Origin of the sequence: Rhodohalobacter sp. 8-1 (assembly GCF_038150125.1) — a bacterium.
In the GTDB taxonomy this organism is placed as follows: Bacteria; Bacteroidota; Rhodothermia; order Balneolales; family Balneolaceae; genus SW132.
Window position 1 is genome coordinate 1 of record NZ_JBBVMF010000031.1, and the last position, 17,931, is coordinate 17,931.

Here is a 17,931-nt window from a genome sequence, read left to right on the forward strand (position 1 = left end):
CCGAAGGGCTTGATCCCAACCAATTAGGCATCGGATTCACCTAAAATAACGGGGTAACTTCTCAATAACTTTCCATTGTATTTCATTTGATTAACCCCTAATTTTCTCGTCTACCAAAATCGGGACGTGGCTCAGTTCGGTAGAGCACTCGGCTGGGGGTCGAGGGGTGCCAAGGCCTATTATCGCTTCTCAGAGCCTTGAAAACCCTATTCTTAAGTCCTTATTTCTTTCCGTATAGTAATGGTATAGTAGTGAGCTTGGTTTAGGTTTTTATTTCATTCCCAATATCCGAAAGTGGTGGATTCTAATCCAGTGAGGAAGTTAGATAATTTCCAAACATTTCTACACCGAGCTTATACTTCCAAGAATTTTAGGGACTTAATGTAACAATATAAGTTACCAAACATCCTGTAAGAGACGACGCCTAAGTGTAGCATTAAACTTTTTAATTGATTTCTATAGCTACAAAATTGTTCGCTGCCATACTGGTCTGAATTATCAGTTTTAAAGTATAGGCTATGAATGGTAACCCGCTTAAGATTAGAAAATGTGGGCTTCTCAAAATAAATGCTAATGTAATTAGGTAACTGTCCGATAAATTTACCTTTGGTACTTCTTACAATAGTACTTCACACAACAGACAACTCTTGACAACCAAACCTCCTACTGCCTTTCTGTAGTGAGTGTTTGACCCAGACAACTTTAGGGCGAGGTACGTCTTCGAACGACCTTTATATTCCTAAGATTGAAAACAGATCAGTAGGTCTTAATATGCCCTCTTGACATTGGACAACCAGGGCTAACTATGCCCTCCCGACAACCTGGAGAAGGTGTATCTAATACGCCTTCGAACGAAAAAAGAAAACAGAAAACAAACAATCCGCCTTCAAAACCTCGACAGTTTTATGAGAGGCGGAGTTTTTTTTTAAAAATTAATTCTATAAAAATTATGATTTCTTTTTTTAATAAAGGTATACAAAATAAATTCCCAGAAAGGGACATTACGCTCAAAGAAGTACACAATTACATCATCTCAGATGCCGCAAAGGAAGCAACGGAACGCCTTGAAAGTGAAATAATCACTCAAATGGGGAGGGGATAATGATAACTAAAAAACCAAAATCTATTCCGAGCACCAAAGCCCCACTGACAATCCCCGATAATGATGACTTTTCAGATATTTCAATTATCGGAAGAGAGTTATCTCTTTTAGAACGTGCCAAAGTTGATTATACAAAAGAATTGCCTCCACCAGAAGCAGCGCTTAAGGTGCGTGACGAGATATTTGGCACCCTGGGTAACTTCTCGCTTGTAATTGGCAAAGCGAAAAGCAGAAAAACGTTTTTAATGGCTCTCATAATGGCAGCGTGTCTTGGTTTTGCCAAAAAAACAAAGCTATTTGGAAACATGCACATGATGCAGGGCTGCCTCCCTCCAGGCAAAAAAAGGGTGGTTTTTGTGGATACAGAACAAGGCGAATATCATGTCGCGAAAGTCGCAAAACGGGTGACGCGACTGACCGACCCTGTGGGAAATAGCAAGTTAGAAAATTTCGACGTTTACGGTGCTCGAACATTTGCAACAAACGAACGGGTGCAAATTATTGAAGATATCATTGCGACCACGCCTGATCTGGGTTTGTTAGTGATTGATGGAGTGCGAGACATCATTACAAGTATTAACGATGAGGAACAGGCCACATTTATGGCAAATAAACTCCTCAAATGGACCGAAGAGAACCAGATACACATTATTACGGTGCTCCACCAGAATAAAGGAGATTTCAACGCCAGAGGGCATATCGGCACGGAGCTTATTAATAAAGCTGAAACAACCGTATCTGTGACTCCACAAAAAGGTGAGGACGTGTCGAAAGTGGAAATTGAGTATTGCCGGAACAAAGAGTTTGACCCATTTGCCTTTCGTATCACAGACGACGGACTACCTGAGGTTGATGATGGTTGGATGCCTAAAAGCAAGGAGCCAAAGGGCAAACAATCCCCAGTTGATATAGGAGAATTAACCCACGCAAAAATCCTGCAGCAAATAAAAACAAAAATAGGCGATAAGCCAAAACATTCTGATGTCCTCTCCCTGATTAAATTAACTGTTACTGACCAATTGCAACCTATCGGTAACACGATTGCAAGGGATTATTTTACCTATTACATGGGTGAAAATGCCATCATAAAACACGGCAAAGATCGCAGCCCAAAAGCTTATTACACTATACATCCGGAGGCCTTCAATGCGTAAAATAACCACTGTGTTAACGTCCACTGTGTTAATTAGGGGTAACACACCTATCGCAATGTTCACCACCCCTCTCTATTCAACGGAAACGCACTTTATCAACTGTGTTACTGTGTTAACCGAGTTAATAACACACCACTGTGTTACTGTGTTACCGCCTATATATAAGGCGGTACAAACACAGTTAACTGACTCAGTACAGGAGGAGGGCCAATATGTTTAATGAAGAAGTATCCTATTTCGAACATTATAATTCAGATCCTGAAACCATACAGCTATATGAATGGCTCGATGCTTGCATGGATGATGATACCTACAAAGAGAAATTCGACTACTTTCGAACAGAATTCAGCAACCAAATCCAACAGGGGTTACCTTACCCTGAAATTAGAGCAGCTCTCGATAAAAAAGGATACACCAAGTTTAAACGGAGCCTGCCTTTGATTACTGTAGGAGCCGTCTGTGAAGGCGGGAGAAAAGATAAACATGTGGCCCATAAAACAGGCTGGGTAGCTCTGGATATCGACCTCAAGGATAACCCTCACCTATTCGACTTCGAGGCTGTTAGACGAGAAATCTCAAAAATTGTCTACGTCGCCTTTTGCGCTTTAAGCGCCAGTGGTAATGGTGTCTGGGCATTAGTAAAAATCAAATATCCTGAACGACAGAAGGAGTACTTCCAACAGCTGGAATACGACTTTAAGCAGCGAGGCGTTTTACTGGACAATTCGAAGGGTAAAAACCCGAACGATGCTCGTTTTTTAACCTACGACGCGAACGCTTTCATTACAGATGATTTTCGAATCTATGACAGGTTACCAAACCTCACTAAAGTAAAGCCTAAAGCGCCCGTATCAGTTAGTCACTCCAATGATGTGTTCGAATTTGCAATGAATCTGGTTAAAAAAGAGCATGGATACACCTTTACCCATCCAGGGGATATGCATAATTCATTATTTCATTTTTGCTCCATACTCCATTGGAAAGGAGTCCCCAGAACGAAGGCTGAAAAATACATTGATGAGAATATTCTCAGTTTGTCAAAAATAACGACCAACTGCATTTCAGGAGCATACAAAGACAAGGAGTATTTTGGAAAAGGTGTAGACGTCAGAACGATGAATATTGTAGGATAAACGGGGCCAAAAACTGGCTAATAATTAAAAATACTAAAACGGAAACTGTTGAATATCTGCCGTCACATCTGCCTGGAGATCAACCCAGCAAAGAGTGGCGGCATTTTTTTAAATACCTGGCCAAGCCCCATACCCAGCATTTAAAAAAAATCATTTCACTAATGAGGGCATTAATAAATTGAATTAACATCATTCTTAAGAAAGGGACCCAGAAATGCTTCCCCCTACTAAGGGGACCCGGTAAAGCCCGGTTAAACTACTCTCCTCAAAATACCCCCATCCTCACCTGAAATCGGATTTCTGTATTTTTTTTCACCCAATTTTATTTCTCCACAATCCCACTTTGAAGCGCCCAAGCCCTTCAGGTCGGAACCTAGGCCCTTACTCGCTGGATTGCGAACGGTGGGAGGCTTCTGGGAGCGCCTCTTTACGTACCAAACTATTCTTACCAGCGACAATGTTACCTCTCTGAAGCAAAAAGGTCTTTGTAAAGGGTGAAACCGCACCTGTTGTGCCTTTTTTAGCCTTAAACTCTCCTCAAGACAAAAATTACAGGATTATCGGGTATAAGAATAATGGCAATCATGCCATTAAAACTTAACCCATATAATACATGAATACTCAACTTTTAACTCAGTGCGGTTCGCAACACTGTTCCATTGAACAGTTACTTGCTATACCTGAACCTGAAAAAACGGAGTCCTATACTCCGCTTCATCATTACGACCTTGCCGTAAATACCTTAAGTATTGCCTCAGATATTCTCAAAGGATATCGCTTCGATGGTGATAGTTATGCTCTCAGTTCGGACGGGCAAAAAATGTTCGGTGTCATCACGTTTCGAAAGATCAATGACGTCTCACAGGAGGACATAAAAGTCGCGATCGGAATCAGGAACAGTTACGACAAAACAATGTCGGCGGGGTTGGTTGTGGGCAGTACAGTCATCGTCTGTGATAACCTTATGTTTGCCGGTGACGTCAAGATCATGCGAAAGCACCAGGGCAAAGACATGCAAGACGAACTAAATGATCAGATTGTAACGGCTATTTACAAAAGTCAGCACCAATTCACCAAAATTGGAGAAGATGTGATGCGGATGCAGAGCATTGCCATGTCTCAAAAGCAGAAATATGAATTCATAGGAATACTCACTGGCGAGGGAATATTATCCCCCACACAATCAACCACTGCTTACAAAGAGTTGTGGAAACCTTCATATGAAGAATTTATACCTGACACGCTCTGGTCAGGGTACAACTGTGCAACAGAAGCTTTAAAAAGCTCACCTGTGCATCAGATAATTCAACGGCATAGCAAGCTGCACAAACTAACAAGTGAACTTTATCTGAATTAGCCATGAAACTACCATTCCCTGTAATTCTAAAAATAATAATTGTAATCGTGACGGGCGGGAGGAAAAAATGAATGACCTCATAAACGCCGCCGGAGAGCTTCTAAAAGAGATTTACCGGGTAATACTCGACAACATCAAACGATAAAAAGGCCTCAGATTGAGGCCTTTTTTATTTCTACAAACCATTAAAAGACAAAAGAACCAATGGAAAAGTATTCCTCCATTGCACCAGAAATAACTTAATTTTATAACTATGACACATATAACTGCAAATAAGTCGAATACTAAAGAATCCCTGTTTATGATCGGGGAGCACTTCTATGCGCTTGAATCACTTCTGATGGAATCCGAAGGAGAAATTACTGAGGAGATTGATCAGTGGCTTGATGAGTATCAGGCCAAGGAGGAAGATAAAATTGATGCCTACTGCTATCTCATTCAAAAGTTTGAAGAGATCGCTACAGAAGCTAAGAGACTGGCTGACAGATCATCTTCGTACAATAAAAAGGCGAAGAACCTGAAAGATCGCCTTAAGCTATACCTGGAGAGCCGTGGCAAAGAAAAAATAGAATCACCGCGTTTCACAATTTCAGTATGCAGGAACGGCGGGCAGCTTCCAATAAGGCTGCATGAGGATGTCACTGTTGAAAGGCTGCCTGAGCAGTTTGTACAGGTCCATCGAGACCCTGATCTGAATACCTTGCGGGATGCTATTGTCAGCGGTGATGAACAAGCCATGCGGTTTGCAAAAATCCTCCCACGGGGAACCCATCTAAGAATTAAATAATAATCCAATTAAGGAGTCATATGTTTCAAAAAGCACAAAAACACGGTACGCATATTAAGCTGGCTATTACCGGCCCTTCTGGCGCCGGAAAAACCTTCTCAGCCCTGCGGCTTGCCAGAGGATTAGCAGCGAATGGCAGAATAGCACTCATTGATACAGAAAATGAAAGCGCCAGTCTTTATGCGGGGGAATTTGATTTTGATGTAACCAATGTGGAAGCACCCTACACGATTGATAAACTGATTCAACCAACCAAGTACGTTCTAAACAATAATTATGATGTACTGGTGATTGACTCAGCGTCACATTTCTGGAATGGAATACTGGATTATAAAACCAATCTAGATAAGCGGGGTGGCAATTCCTTTGCTAACTGGGGAGAAGCCAACAAAAAGTATGACCTCCTGCTCCGGGCTATCCTGTTTTCTAAAATTCATGTGATCGTCTGCATGAGGAGCAAGATGGAGTACATTCTCCAAGAGAACGATAAGGGAAAGCAAGTACCCAAAAAAGTGGGTATGGCGCCCATTATGCGAGATGGCGTTGAGTATGAGTTTACTACAGTCTTTGATCTGGACATTGCTCATCAGGCGCAAGCTTCCAAAGACCGTACTCAGATGTTCTCTGATAAGATCTTTCAGCTTACAGAGCAAACAGGTGCGCAGTTTAGAGAGTGGCTAAGTGAAAGTGATATTTCAGAAAAGAAAGGGCAGGCTGCTTAGGCAGTAAAGAGAGGAGGGCAACACCCTTCTCTTTTATATAGGATAATTCCGAATTTTTTCTCACTACGTCACCGCCAGTGAGTATAGCTTATAATACAACTTCGCGGAAAACTTATAGTAAGAAACATGTCGCCTATTTGAACTTAGCACCTTTATATTTAAAACATAGTTTATAAAGTATATTACCCAATAAAAATTGTATCAGTAACTACATCGAAGCCCGCTATAGTAAGCTGGCAATTAAATCTTTTCTTAGAAGAAAATTTAACCTTTTCTAACTGCTTTTTAGTCCCTTCGAACACCGTATTTGCGTCATATCCATTAGAGGTTTTAATTAATAAAGTCCCTTTATGATGTTTGTCAGATGAATATGAAGCCCCTCGATTTTCGAATTTAAAGTCTCGATCAAGTGTTGAGATAACTTTATTTACTTCTTCCTGAGTACAATTGTTTTCAGTGATAAATAGAATGATTGCATAATTTTTTTTCATCATATTATAATATTTAATTATATGTATATAATTATTATTACACTGGAAGCAATATAATCCTAACTTGTATATTTTACATCATGTGTGTGATTACATAATTCAGTTTATTCAATTAAAATACTATTTATTCTCGATATCTCTTCATCTACTTCGTTGGAAAATAAAGCTATATTATCATAAACTCTCATTCTTACAGTATTTGCAGCGAAAAAGTTTTTAAACTCTGAATAATCAAGATCAACTGTATACAATGTATAATGGTTGTTAGAATTTCGATGTGATATTAAGAATGAACAAGCTTTTTTTGAAAATCTTTTCCCATCTAACAAAAAATAAAATGTAGGCAAACTTTCAATGCAATCATTTTCTTCAAAAAGACCGGTATCTGGTAAATCGTACTCTATTCTCAGTCCGTTGAGTCTAATATGCAAGGTTAAATTATAAATATAATCATAGTTCGGGTCCTCAATATCTGTAAATACACCATAATAAATTTGTAGATCTATACTTTCCAAATTAGATGAATTTGTAGACTCTAATTTAAGATTTGCCATGTGCGTCATAGCTCTAATATCACCTGTAAATTCATCGGAGTAATAAATTTCAAATTCATTTTCCAAATTTTGAGAAAATAAATAATGCGAGTGACAGACAAAAGTTAAAAACAATAATATAAATTTTGATATATAAACATTATTTAAAAAATAAGATAGGCAGTTATTATTTTTCATTTATATATGTATGTATTTAATAAAGTTATATATGCAGATAGAGTTTAAATTCTGAAAGACAAAGAAAATTATAGTTTATGATGATTAAGTGCATCTGGTTAATATGAAAGTCAAGTTTCTGAGTCATTCGAATCCTTAACATTTGAAACGTAATATGTATTTCCGATTAGCTCAAATTCGTAATTAATGTCTTCCAGTCTAAATAAGTTACACCGAACCATTTCTGCACTTTTAAGGTCAAAAAGAGCGATGTTATGCCCATTCTCTAAACCACTTTTATAATAGATACCATCGTATCCTTCTTCCTTAAACATTTCAGAAATTATTTGAGTTGGAGCATAATATGCTTCATTGTCACTTCTTTGTAAAGGTTTAGAAAATGCAGAGTCAATATGCGACCAGACTGCTTTTTTAATATTTTGAGCATCCTGTGGTGGTTTAACGTAAAATATTGGTCTATCGTGATCTTTTGAACAATCTATGACTTTAATATCATTAACCATTGCAAACATTCCCACTGAGATTAATGAAAATTTCCAGGGTCTGGCTTCTGCCATAGCAGTTTTGCTATCAGTGCTAAGGTATAGAGTCGGGATACCTTTAGGGTTAATTCTACCTTCATACGCTTTTGCTGTTAGTGGCGTCATTCTTTCAGGTCTAAAAGGGGAAGGTATTTGAATAGATTGATCTTCTTTTCTAACGCCGATTGTGGTAAAATCATGACCAATCTGAGCCCTCCAAAAATTAGTATTTTTATCAATCACTCTTACTCTCTCTTTTGCTGATTCAAGGACAGCATCTAAAAAAAATTTGGTTTCTTCATTAAAAATAAAACGATTTTTATTTAAAATTCTTTTCTCAAAAGCTTGGAATGCATTCCATTTAGAAAACATAGACTTGTTATTTTTTTAAATATAAAACTAACCACATCAGAGTATTTTATTCAGCTGTTTTTAGCAAATGAAGGTTGAAAATAGTTGGATTTTTTGGATGGATCATTATTAATACAGTCTGATATTGGTAATTGAACGAAATTATGAACATTTGTAATACGATCGCAGGCAAAAAGTAAAGTGTCTTAATATATTGTACTATCCATACCCAAGAACATTCAACACTTTTGAACCATCAATACGTCACCCTATAACAAAAGTACCAACGCGGATTTGGCCACTCTTTATCCTTATCCATAATTTCCTGAGTTGCAGTAAACTCTGGTTATGAATACTTTTACGACTGTAGTAGTCATGCCGGTCAGTCATAAGAACGTTTTGCCTTCCAGTACTCATGAATTTAAACTTGTTATAACACAGATGGAGAATTCCCTATCCAAATCACAATTAAAGTTTTTGAAAGAACATAATATCCCTCTCGAAAAAGTGCTTAATGCGAAGGGATTAAAAAAGAGAGAGTATCGATCAAAAATGAAGGAGTTAAAGAAATCAATTGCTTTTAATGTCACGCCATGTCAGAAGAAAGGGCATACGTTAAGAAATCGAAGCGGTCATTGTGTACAATGTAATACAGCATATATAGCTTATCAAAAAAGAAATGACTCAAAAGGTATTGTGTATATTGCTGAATCCATTGGGGGCGGGATCATTAAAGTTGGTTATTCCAAGTCATTTGAAACTAGAAGTGAGTCATTAAACAGAACAGAATATGCTGGATATTCAGATTGGGTGATAAAGTTTGCAATAGAAAGTAAAAATGCCGGGAGAATTGAACATAAAATTAACTCATCTTTAAAAAAATATGCTCAATCAGTCCGATATAATCATGACAACCATTTACAAGAATCAACTGAGATATTCAAATGTGCATATCACATAGCCAAAAAAGAATTAATAAGGACCTGTGAAACTGATAAATTAAAATATAAGATCGTTAATAAGTTTTCATAATAAACTAATATCAACCAGATTTGGCCCCTTTTTATTGTGATTGAGGTTAAAAAACTCCAGTTTATCACGCCTCTATCACTTCATTTTTTCTAATGACCAAACTGAGTAAACAACACCGTTAAGGCCCGGCAGGCTCGCGTAAATGTGGAAGTTTTGGTGTGGGTTTTCCATTCCAGTGACGTAGTGACGTAATTATCCAAAAACTATCTCCAGAGAAAAATACTCTCCGTCCATAGCTGCTGAAAATTATTGTAACAGAACTTTTTGCAATATTTACTCACTTGCCCACTGAGAATGCCCTACCTATCTGCTCACTGATATCCATATTCAACAGATCCGCATAGCGCTGTGTGGTTTTTACATCAGAATGTCTTAACCAGCGTTGTACAGTATAAATTGGGACTCCGGCGCGTAAAAGCTCAATACAGCAGGTGTGGCGGAGGCTGTGGATATTTAAGTATTGCTTATTAGGCAGGGCCTTTCTTAGATACTTTTTGAACATGCGGTGAGTATGCCTTCTGCATGAGTGACCAAATAGCCGATCATCTCTTGAGAAGCTCTCCTCCAGCAATTTTATAGCGATCTTTTTCAGAGGCTCTACACTTTCGATCGGTAAGATCTGCTTTTTTTTACTTTTAGTAACAAAATGAGCATTACCGATGGTTATTTCCCAGGTATCAGTATTAATGTCCCCGGCGCGAAGATTTAACGACTCCGATAGTCTCATTCCACTTAATCTTTGCCAGTGTATAAAGTCAATCAGCCAAAGTGCATTGCGGTGTTCTTTTTGATAACCCTTTTTCAAATCCTTGGTCACTTTATCCCTGATATAGCATGTCAATTTTTGAATATCGTCGGGAGTATAGTAGTTAATCGATTCAGACTGTTCCAGAGAATCGTTATCAACATGCAGCTTCTTTGAACTAAGCTTTGATAACCCCATTTCATTCATCCACAGTAACAGGGTTCTTAATGTCTTCCTGTATGATTTTCGGGTTTCATACTTAATGTCGCTTTTATTAATAAATGTGTTGAAATCATCCTCCTTAATCGCCTCTGCCGGAAGTTGACTTCCTACGTTGGACACGAAATCATTCAGAACATATTCAGAAGTTGTTGCTGTATTTGCTCTCCAGTCCTTTTTAGTCTTTACATTAATAAACTCAGCCACCACTTCCTTTAGAGGAGATTCTGACGTGAGCTCGCTATCATCGGGCTGAACCACATCATCTGCCCAGGGATTGTACTCACCCAATGCGTACTGATCTTCCAGTTTTCGGAGTAATTTTACTGCGGTTGTTTTAGTTCTGGTCCTCAGTCGAACTCTTTTTTGTTTGGGTCTGCGATTTGTGCTGTAGAACTGCGCGTAGTACCAGTTTTTCTGCTTAATAAGTGATGCCATCTGTATAGTAATAGTATAGTAGTCACTACTATTTCGGAATTACTACACAGATAGTTGGAAAAGACCAATCAAAACAAGACTAACTTTCCGTTGTATTTCGTTTGATTTACCCCTAATTTTCTTGTCTACCAAAATCGGGACGTGACTCAGTTCGGTAGAGTCACGCGATTCGCGTGAGGGTTCGAGGGGTCGGTACGCTTCGAGCGTACTCGTCCCGAACAACATATTAATTTTATTACATCGGGACGTGGCTCAGTTCGGTAGAGCACTCGGCTGGGGGTCGAGGGGTCGCAGGTTCAAATCCTGTCGTCCCGACGAAAAAAAGGGGATGTTTGCGAAAGCAAGCATCCCCTTTTTGTTATAGCAAAATAACGGAGGGTAAATGACTTACTATGCCTACATGATTAAGTCGGAATCCACAGGAAGGTATTATTATGGGCATACGTCTAATTTGAATGAGCGGCTTGAAAGCCACAATTCAACCCAAAATAAATATACCCGTGGCAAGGGGCCATGGAAGTTGGCAGGGTATGTGGAAGCTGAGTCAAAAGGAGAGGCGATGAAGCTGGAAAACAAGCTAAAGAGAATGAAGAATCCCAAACGGGCATTAAATTGGCTTAGACGGAATGGCTCAGTTCGGTAGAGCATCCCGACAGGCATGTCGGGAGGGTCGCAGGTTCAAATCCTGTCTTCCCGACTAAAAAAACCCTTTATCAATGGCAATGTTGGTAAAGGGTTTTTTATTTTAATCTGCGAAAATTCTAGTTCCGCTGATGGCTGGGGAATCAACCGCAATTGAGTCGCTGATATTGCGAAGAAGTGCTCTGCGGATCAACCAAGGGTTTTACGTCGGGAAAATCCTGTCGTCCCGACTTAAGAAAGGCTTTCCCATAGCAACTTATCTGTGTGGAGGCTTTTTTTGTTATAGAAAGGTATCCCACCATTAGCATGTCTGTCTTGCTAAGCTACAAAAAATCATTGCCTTCATGCGGTGCGAAAAACTTACGGTCAGGTAATTCGCGGTTGATCGTTTCAATCTCATCAAGCCTTACGGAATGGGCTGGATCATTGGATTTAAGCTCATCGGCAATAGCAGATGCCAGGTATTTGCGGCACCCTTCATAGCCGTCACTGAAAAACACATCAACCAATCCCTTTGTATAAACACAGGGATTATACGCAGTACCATAAATACTGTCAGGTGAGCCGTCCAGATTTTTAACTCCGTATTTATCAATAATTACGTCCATCAATTCAACAACCTGATTGTAGACGTTCTGCTGATTCAGTGTATAGAATGATAAATGTATATCTACTGAATATAAAAACGTGTAGTAATTGGTAGCCATCAAGGTTATTGAGTTATAAATATTTTTTGAGATATTTACATCAGTATTATGATAAGCGATCAGGTCCGCAGTTAATGTTCCGGTTTTGAACAGGCACTCCCGTATAGATATCTGTCTTGTAAAATAGTCCTCAAGATTCGTTTTGAACGATTCAACAATCCACTCTTTTGTGGCTTTCTTAGGCTTATTACCAAACATGGTCCCTTTTAAAATATTCATAGTGAGTTTGTATTAGAGCATAATGAGTGTCCCGAATCAAATATTCAACCAGGTGTACGGTCATATCTTTATTCGACAAATGAGAATTAACATGACACTGATGTTGATTATAATTTTAGAAAGATCTGCCTGTGGAAATAATAGTTTAGCAATAACCCCTGCTTTTCCCCCATTGTTAAATGCTGGAGATGTCCTCATTTTTGAATGCGTAAGCGACACGATGGCAACGAAAAGAATGCTCCTATTTGGTTCCTCTTAATCAGTAATTATGGTTCAGGGTTCAGTTTGTAGATGCGTGTGGAAAAGAGAGGATAATATGTGTCGCTGTATAATTCTGGATAGATTAATTCTATATGTATCAAAGAATCCGAAGGAGAAAGTCACCTCAGCCTTCGGCACTAACTAACCACTCGTCATAAAATTTGTCGTTGAATATGTTTGCCGTCAGGAGCATCGTTAAGCTCCGGTGTTGGCAATTCCTGAACTGCCATTTAAAAATTTGTCGGCATCCAGTGCTATAATTGCCGTATCAATTTTTTCGCGATCCACAGCTTGATATCCATTGCCGGGCAAGAGAATTGAATAGATTGAAGCTGTTAAATATTTCTGACATCCGTCAGAGCCGGCCCGGTAATAAATATCAACCATCTGTTTCGAGAATTCTCGTGAGGTGTACATGGCCTCATTGATGTCGTCTGTCTTCAGCCCGCTGTTCTTGTCTGTTTCTTTTAAAACGTCTTCTACCAGTGTGATAATCTGCTTGTATGTGTGTCTTTTTTCTACAGTAAAATTTCCGGTAAACAGTTGCATGTATAACATTGCGTAGTAGTTAACAGTCACGATAAAAATGGAGTCGCGGGCACTGTCCGTCACCTCATTTTCAGCGTTATGATAAAGGATCAGGTCTGTGGTTAGTGAGCCGGCTTTTGACAAGCACTCCTTAATGGAAATATGCCTGCTTGAATAGTTTTCAAGGTTCTTTCGTATTAGGGTGAGAAGTTTTCTTTTTCTCTCTATAGATTTTTTTGGTCTCTTAAATGCAGCATCGAATTTATTCATGTTTGATAGAATTGGATAGATGGATGTTTTTACTTTCTCTTAGATCCAATTTATAAAATGCACTACTTTTTTTACGTAAGTCATTTTTAAAAGCTATTGTAGTGATTTAACCTACAATTCTGTATACCGTAAAAATAATCTGCATCTTTTTTATTAAAAATCTAACGATTTTTCATTAATATTGTCCATATTCAGATTTGTATTGCGAAAATATAAACTCCATTTTTGACCTTGACCTTGACCTTGACCTTGACCTTGACCTTGACCTTGACCTTGATTTTGAATGAAAAAACGTTATCAAGCTGAGCCTGTAATTATTAGATATGCTGTATCAGATATATTTAATAATGCTTAAATAACTAACGTGAAAAATGTGTTGAAACATAGTTAGACCGTTATTTGGATACCTTTATAAGAGAAAATTGTTTTGAAAATTGCCTTTCAGATAGGTATTTTCGATTGGAATATTAATAATTGAGATGAGTATATAGATCTATTCTTTAGTCCATTAGGGATGAATATATTTTTATAATTTTAATAGAAGAATAGAAGAATAGAAGAATAGAAGAATAGAAGAATAGAAGAATAGAAGAATAGAAGAATAGAGGAGATGAATGGATTTTAGTTTTAATAAATATTTGTCAAAACAAGTGTAAACGTATGAAGTCAGAGATTACAGGGTCGCAGTTCAATATTCTCGAAAGTTTGATGCATGGGGTGATGGTAACCGATAGAAAGGGCCATATTATCTACTGCAATCCCTCACATGTTAAAATATTTGGGTATACAAAGACTGAGGCAAAGGGAATGTTTATTAAAACTCTGTATGAGGATACTAATGAAAAGGCGTTCAATAACTTTTACGACAAGTTAAAAGAGGAAGCACCGGTACAGCTTAACTGGCATGGAATTCGTAAAGATAACTCAAGAGTTTGGCTTGATATAAGAGCCAATATTGTGAAAACTGACGATGGTAAACCCGACGGCTGTGTTATATCTCTGCATATTATTGAGGATAAAAAGCGAACAAGAGCACAATTGGAAAAAAACAGGGCTTTTGCCGAGGCAATCCTTGAAACGAGTGTAGATGCGATCCTTTCAATTAGTGAAAATGGAGAAATCATCCGCTCAAATGCTGCATCTACCGACTTATTTGGATATAGCAAAGAAGAGCTAACTGGAAAAAGCGTTGACGTACTGATTCCCCCTTCCTTCGAGGACTATGCAAAAATGTATCTGGATAGAATTAAGAAAAAAAACGGGGAAAAAGTCTCAGAGAAAGGATTAGAAATAAATGCGATGAAGAAAGACGGTACGGAATTCCCTGTTGAACTATCGCTTGCAGAAGTTACCTGGAACGGGCAGAAAATATTTACGGCAATAGTTAAAGACATGTCTAAACGACGAGAATTAGAACGGCGGATTATTGAAGTCGGCAATGAAGAACGCCGAAGTATAGGGCGGGACCTTCATGACGGGCTCGGGCAGATGTTAACTGGAATTCGACTCCTCTCGGAAAATATGGTTTCAAAACTCAGGGATAAAAACATGCCCGAAGCTGATGGAGTGAAGGAGATTGCTGAAATGGTTCGGGAAGCTGATGAGTATGCCCGTGAATTGGCACATGGAATGGTGGTGACAGAACTTGAAAATAAAGGATTGTTTAAAGCAATTGATAATCTCTGTGACCGAACAGAAAAAACTGCGGGGCTTACCTGTACATTTACAAAAGATGAAAACCTCGAAATTAATGACTTCGATATTGCACTTCATATATTCCGAATCATTCAGGAAGCCGTGAATAATGCTGTGAAGCATTCAAGCGCCAACACCATAGAAATCGAGCTTTCAAGTAATCCACATATTAGATTGGCCATTTCGGATGATGGGGACGATTTTGATGTAAATGAAGAGGAATTTCCCGGTTCGGGCATTCAGATCATGAACTATAGAGCAAAAGTACTTGGCGGGCATTTTGAAATATCAAGAACCGATGACAACCGTACAAAAGTACATTGCGATTTTCCAACTCTGGAAAAGAAGTGAGTATTTTAGCTGCAGAATAAAAAATGACCTTTTACTGTAATTTTATTAGCGTCAATGTGTTAAAGATGTGCTGCATGAATAGATAATTCTTCAATTAAATTTTGCTGATGGAAAAATCACACAAAAAAAGGGTGTTAATTGTCGATGACCATCCCATGATGAGAAAAGGGCTGGCCAATACGATTGAATCTGAGCCCGGTTATGAGGTCGCATTCAAGCTGGAAAAAGCTGAACAGGTGCTTGAAATATTGGAAAACAATGAGCTTGATCTTTTACTTGTGGATATTTCACTTCCGGGCATGAATGGAATAGAGCTTGTCAAAAATGTTGTTTTCCGTAAACCTGAGCAAAAGATCATCGTTATTTCGAGGCATGAGGAAAACTTATACGCCGAACGGGCACTTCGCGCTGGAGCAAACGGGTATATTATGAAATTCGAATCAGCAGAAGTAATTTTAAAGGCTGTCAGAAAAGTACTCAACGGAGGTGTGTATATAAGTGATGCGGTGAGTGATCGCATGCTGAAAAACTCTATGTTTGGAAATAAAAACCCGTTAAAAACACCCATGGAAACATTAAGTGACAGAGAGCTTGAGGTTTTTGAATTAATGGGTAGGGGAAAGAGCACGAGTGAAATCGCCGAACAGCTTCATCTGACCAAGAAAACCATTGAGACCTACAGGTCAAGAACCAAAGAGAAAATGGGGTTTAAAAACTCTACCGAAATGTTGATTCACGCTGTCAAATGGCTGAGTATTGAGAGCCCGGGCGAAGTAAAAAAGTAACTCATCAAGAAAAGTGCCGGAGAGCAGCGCAAAAATACTCCGTTCGCCCGTCTTTACACTGTTTCTGCGGGCTCACGGGTAAGTAATAACCATCAGCCGTTCCCGTGGTACTGAACACTTCAACTCAACGTTTTTCCATATCCGGACCAGCACCATACAGTAGTGAGGAGGCACGCTGGTGATACCCTACACTCCTTTAACCCGTGGTTACCGCTGCGCACCGACCATGGTTGGCGGTCATATCGCACTTATGGTGTTCCCCGACTTCTGCACTTTTCCGATGTGAAAATTTCAATCATTGTAAAGTAGTAATTTACGGTTATAATATATGGTATTTGGGTGTCCCCGTGCGGAAGCCAGAAGGGTCCGGGGATGATAATTTTAGTTCCCGAAGTTAAATGTGACCCATCTTTTTTACGGACTGCGACTCAAATGCGGTCACGATCGGACGCTGCTTTAAGCGAACTGGTTACCAAGCTTTGCTTATGGGTGGGTGTGAACGGACTTTTAACGAATACTATATTTTTTAAATGAAGTGTTTGACGATGAAGGCTAATGCCTTGCAGTTTGCAGTTCCCGGCAGTACAAAATTAATCATAAGTGGTTTAATTCCCCGACCCTCTGGGTCGGAAAAAGATTAAAGTCCCCCTTGGAAGGGGGAAAGCGAACAGAGTGAGCAGGGGGATGACTATCGTAACCAAAAAATGGGCTGAACTTGAATCACAAGCACAAACCATCATCCCCCATTGCCCCCTTCAAAGGGGGACACTTCATAATAAAATCCATAGTTAACAAAATTTATGGGTTCTAAGGTGATACCTCGTGGGCTCTGCCCCGAGGTAGTTCATTTATATATCAGATAAAAGTCATAAAAAATAAACGACCCGACCATCATCAGATAGATGGCCAGGTCGGGTCGCCTCTCTCTTCATTTGTTCAATCTGCCCGCTCTGTCAATAAGCCAGTAAGCTTTATGACAAAAACATGCAGCGTAACAATTGAAAATAATCTTTCGATACGCTGATAATTGTATCCTGCCGGATACTTACAGTGTCAGTACTTTAAAAGAATAATAACCGGAGCACATTCACTCCACTTTTCTAAATAAAAAGAGGAGGTCGACAGCGGCTTTTCTGAACGATTCAAAACTGAGGCATTGAGCAGTTTTAAACTGTGCTCTTCATTTGTTGTACATATCACTATTTCAAAACGTCTGATATTAAGATAAAAGCAGTGAAGTAAAAGTGATGTAAGCAATCTCAAATTAACAGTGTGGGGATTTCTTGATTAGGTTTATGGAAGAGTATTTAATGAATTTGATTTTATACATATCTATATACCTGCCTAGAGTTTCAGGGGATTAAATGAGAGATAGCGCACTACTTTCGGGGCGGTCCGCCAACCAATTAAGCAGTGTGCCGGGTTTTGGCAAGATTTGGTTAAAACAGATTGAAACCTATTTTCGCGCGGGGGAGTGTGTTCAGTTGCTTTGGACTAGAAGAAATTTCTCTGAATGTTTCACACCCCTATCAACATACCCCTGAAGCTCTTTACATGTCTATATTTAAAAACTGCCATCGATGGCCATTAGTGTTGCCAATAAAACAGGGCAACACCATTTAAGAAGTGACAGGATTAAATCTCCCCACCGAAGTGTCGGCACCAAGTGTGGCTTGAGGGGAGTACTCCG

General features: G+C 39.0%; 16 protein-coding genes and 2 tRNA genes. 12 read left to right on the plus strand and 6 right to left on the minus strand.

The window, feature by feature from the left end; all coding sequences use genetic code 11:
- The first annotated feature begins 805 nt into the window (after positions 1 to 805).
- The 6 genes from AABW11_RS18950 (at position 806) to AABW11_RS18975 (ending at position 6,255) form a co-directional block, all read left to right on the plus strand.
- Complete coding sequence (locus AABW11_RS18950; RefSeq protein WP_340106911.1) at positions 806 to 1,102, plus strand: hypothetical protein; 297 nt, start codon at positions 806 to 808, stop codon at positions 1,100 to 1,102.
- Entirely contained in the window at positions 1,102 to 2,256 is a 1,155-nt protein-coding gene (locus AABW11_RS18955) for an AAA family ATPase (RefSeq protein WP_340106912.1), read from the plus strand. The genes AABW11_RS18950 and AABW11_RS18955 overlap by 1 nt, the downstream gene beginning before the upstream one ends.
- Positions 2,257 to 2,468: 212 nt before the next feature.
- Positions 2,469 to 3,389, plus strand: coding sequence for a BT4734/BF3469 family protein (locus AABW11_RS18960; RefSeq protein ID WP_340106913.1), 921 nt, complete (start codon positions 2,469 to 2,471; stop codon positions 3,387 to 3,389).
- A gap of 613 nt (positions 3,390 to 4,002) precedes the next feature.
- A complete protein-coding gene (locus AABW11_RS18965; protein WP_340106914.1) occupies positions 4,003 to 4,746 on the plus strand; it encodes a DUF932 domain-containing protein in 744 nt (247 codons plus the stop codon).
- 253 nt (positions 4,747 to 4,999) lie between these two features.
- Positions 5,000 to 5,533: a siphovirus Gp157 family protein gene (locus tag AABW11_RS18970; protein ID WP_340106915.1), complete on the plus strand. Its 534-nt coding sequence runs from the start codon at positions 5,000 to 5,002 to the stop codon at positions 5,531 to 5,533.
- A gap of 20 nt (positions 5,534 to 5,553) precedes the next feature.
- The gene (locus AABW11_RS18975) at positions 5,554 to 6,255 is read left to right on the plus strand and encodes an ATP-binding protein (RefSeq protein WP_340106916.1); all 702 of its coding nucleotides are present in this window, start codon (positions 5,554 to 5,556) and stop codon (positions 6,253 to 6,255) included.
- Positions 6,256 to 6,437: 182 nt separating this feature from the next.
- Here the strand turns inward: AABW11_RS18975 and AABW11_RS18980 are convergent, their stop codons facing one another.
- From AABW11_RS18980 to AABW11_RS18990, 3 genes are all read right to left on the minus strand, one after another.
- Complete coding sequence (locus AABW11_RS18980) at positions 6,438 to 6,749, minus strand: hypothetical protein (RefSeq protein ID WP_340106917.1); 312 nt, start codon at positions 6,747 to 6,749, stop codon at positions 6,438 to 6,440.
- Positions 6,750 to 6,850: 101 nt separating this feature from the next.
- Positions 6,851 to 7,477, minus strand: coding sequence for a hypothetical protein (locus tag AABW11_RS18985; RefSeq protein WP_340106918.1), 627 nt, complete (start codon positions 7,475 to 7,477; stop codon positions 6,851 to 6,853).
- Between the two features lie 110 nt (positions 7,478 to 7,587).
- Positions 7,588 to 8,370 carry an RES family NAD+ phosphorylase gene (locus AABW11_RS18990; protein ID WP_340106919.1) on the minus strand — a complete coding sequence of 261 codons (783 nt, stop codon included), beginning with the start codon at positions 8,368 to 8,370 and terminating at the stop codon, positions 7,588 to 7,590.
- 456 nt (positions 8,371 to 8,826) lie between these two features.
- Between AABW11_RS18990 and AABW11_RS18995 the strand changes: the two genes are divergently transcribed.
- Entirely contained in the window at positions 8,827 to 9,381 is a 555-nt protein-coding gene (locus tag AABW11_RS18995) for a GIY-YIG nuclease family protein (protein WP_340106920.1), read from the plus strand.
- Between the two features lie 277 nt (positions 9,382 to 9,658).
- Here the strand turns inward: AABW11_RS18995 and AABW11_RS19000 are convergent, their stop codons facing one another.
- Positions 9,659 to 10,783: a tyrosine-type recombinase/integrase gene (locus tag AABW11_RS19000; protein WP_340106921.1), complete on the minus strand. Its 1,125-nt coding sequence runs from the start codon at positions 10,781 to 10,783 to the stop codon at positions 9,659 to 9,661.
- Between the two features lie 241 nt (positions 10,784 to 11,024).
- Here AABW11_RS19000 and AABW11_RS19005 point away from each other — a divergent pair.
- The 3 genes from AABW11_RS19005 to AABW11_RS19015 all read left to right on the plus strand — a co-directional run bounded on the left by AABW11_RS19005 (position 11,025) and on the right by AABW11_RS19015 (position 11,480).
- Positions 11,025 to 11,098 (plus strand) — tRNA-Pro (locus AABW11_RS19005).
- A gap of 85 nt (positions 11,099 to 11,183) precedes the next feature.
- A complete protein-coding gene (locus AABW11_RS19010) occupies positions 11,184 to 11,426 on the plus strand; it encodes a GIY-YIG nuclease family protein (protein WP_340106922.1) in 243 nt (80 codons plus the stop codon).
- Positions 11,406 to 11,480, plus strand: a tRNA-OTHER gene (locus AABW11_RS19015). The genes AABW11_RS19010 and AABW11_RS19015 overlap by 21 nt, the downstream gene beginning before the upstream one ends.
- A gap of 268 nt (positions 11,481 to 11,748) precedes the next feature.
- On the opposite strand, the gene AABW11_RS19020 is transcribed toward AABW11_RS19015, so the two are convergent.
- On the minus strand, positions 11,749 to 12,351 hold the full coding sequence (locus tag AABW11_RS19020; RefSeq protein WP_340106923.1) for a hypothetical protein: 603 nt from the start codon (positions 12,349 to 12,351) through the stop codon (positions 11,749 to 11,751).
- Positions 12,352 to 12,807: 456 nt separating this feature from the next.
- Positions 12,808 to 13,410, minus strand: a complete 603-nt coding sequence (locus tag AABW11_RS19025; RefSeq protein WP_340106924.1) for a hypothetical protein — start codon at positions 13,408 to 13,410, stop codon at positions 12,808 to 12,810.
- Between the two features lie 660 nt (positions 13,411 to 14,070).
- On the opposite strand from AABW11_RS19025, the gene AABW11_RS19030 reads away from it, so the two are divergent.
- Together AABW11_RS19030 and AABW11_RS19035 are read left to right on the plus strand one after the other, a co-directional pair.
- Complete coding sequence (locus AABW11_RS19030) at positions 14,071 to 15,456, plus strand: PAS domain-containing sensor histidine kinase (protein WP_340106925.1); 1,386 nt, start codon at positions 14,071 to 14,073, stop codon at positions 15,454 to 15,456.
- A 107-nt stretch (positions 15,457 to 15,563) separates the two neighbouring features.
- Positions 15,564 to 16,241, plus strand: a complete 678-nt coding sequence (locus tag AABW11_RS19035) for a response regulator transcription factor (RefSeq protein ID WP_340106926.1) — start codon at positions 15,564 to 15,566, stop codon at positions 16,239 to 16,241.
- The last annotated feature ends 1,690 nt before the right edge of the window (positions 16,242 to 17,931 follow it).

Coding starts and splice junctions, on each gene's coding strand:
- AABW11_RS18975 (WP_340106916.1), top strand. CDS start 5,554: ATGTTTCAAAAAGCACAAAAACACGGTACGCATATTAAGCTGGCTATT.
- AABW11_RS18985 (WP_340106918.1), bottom strand. CDS start 7,477: ATGAAAAATAATAACTGCCTATCTTATTTTTTAAATAATGTTTATATA.
- AABW11_RS19010 (WP_340106922.1), top strand. CDS start 11,184: ATGATTAAGTCGGAATCCACAGGAAGGTATTATTATGGGCATACGTCT.
- AABW11_RS18970 (WP_340106915.1), top strand. CDS start 5,000: ATGACACATATAACTGCAAATAAGTCGAATACTAAAGAATCCCTGTTT.
- AABW11_RS18950 (WP_340106911.1), top strand. CDS start 806: ATGCCCTCCCGACAACCTGGAGAAGGTGTATCTAATACGCCTTCGAAC.
- AABW11_RS18960 (WP_340106913.1), top strand. CDS start 2,469: ATGTTTAATGAAGAAGTATCCTATTTCGAACATTATAATTCAGATCCT.
- AABW11_RS19030 (WP_340106925.1), top strand. CDS start 14,071: ATGAAGTCAGAGATTACAGGGTCGCAGTTCAATATTCTCGAAAGTTTG.
- AABW11_RS18990 (WP_340106919.1), bottom strand. CDS start 8,370: ATGTTTTCTAAATGGAATGCATTCCAAGCTTTTGAGAAAAGAATTTTA.
- AABW11_RS18980 (WP_340106917.1), bottom strand. CDS start 6,749: ATGATGAAAAAAAATTATGCAATCATTCTATTTATCACTGAAAACAAT.
- AABW11_RS18955 (WP_340106912.1), top strand. CDS start 1,102: ATGATAACTAAAAAACCAAAATCTATTCCGAGCACCAAAGCCCCACTG.
- AABW11_RS19035 (WP_340106926.1), top strand. CDS start 15,564: ATGGAAAAATCACACAAAAAAAGGGTGTTAATTGTCGATGACCATCCC.
- AABW11_RS19020 (WP_340106923.1), bottom strand. CDS start 12,351: ATGAATATTTTAAAAGGGACCATGTTTGGTAATAAGCCTAAGAAAGCC.
- AABW11_RS18965 (WP_340106914.1), top strand. CDS start 4,003: ATGAATACTCAACTTTTAACTCAGTGCGGTTCGCAACACTGTTCCATT.
- AABW11_RS19025 (WP_340106924.1), bottom strand. CDS start 13,410: ATGAATAAATTCGATGCTGCATTTAAGAGACCAAAAAAATCTATAGAG.
- AABW11_RS19000 (WP_340106921.1), bottom strand. CDS start 10,783: ATGGCATCACTTATTAAGCAGAAAAACTGGTACTACGCGCAGTTCTAC.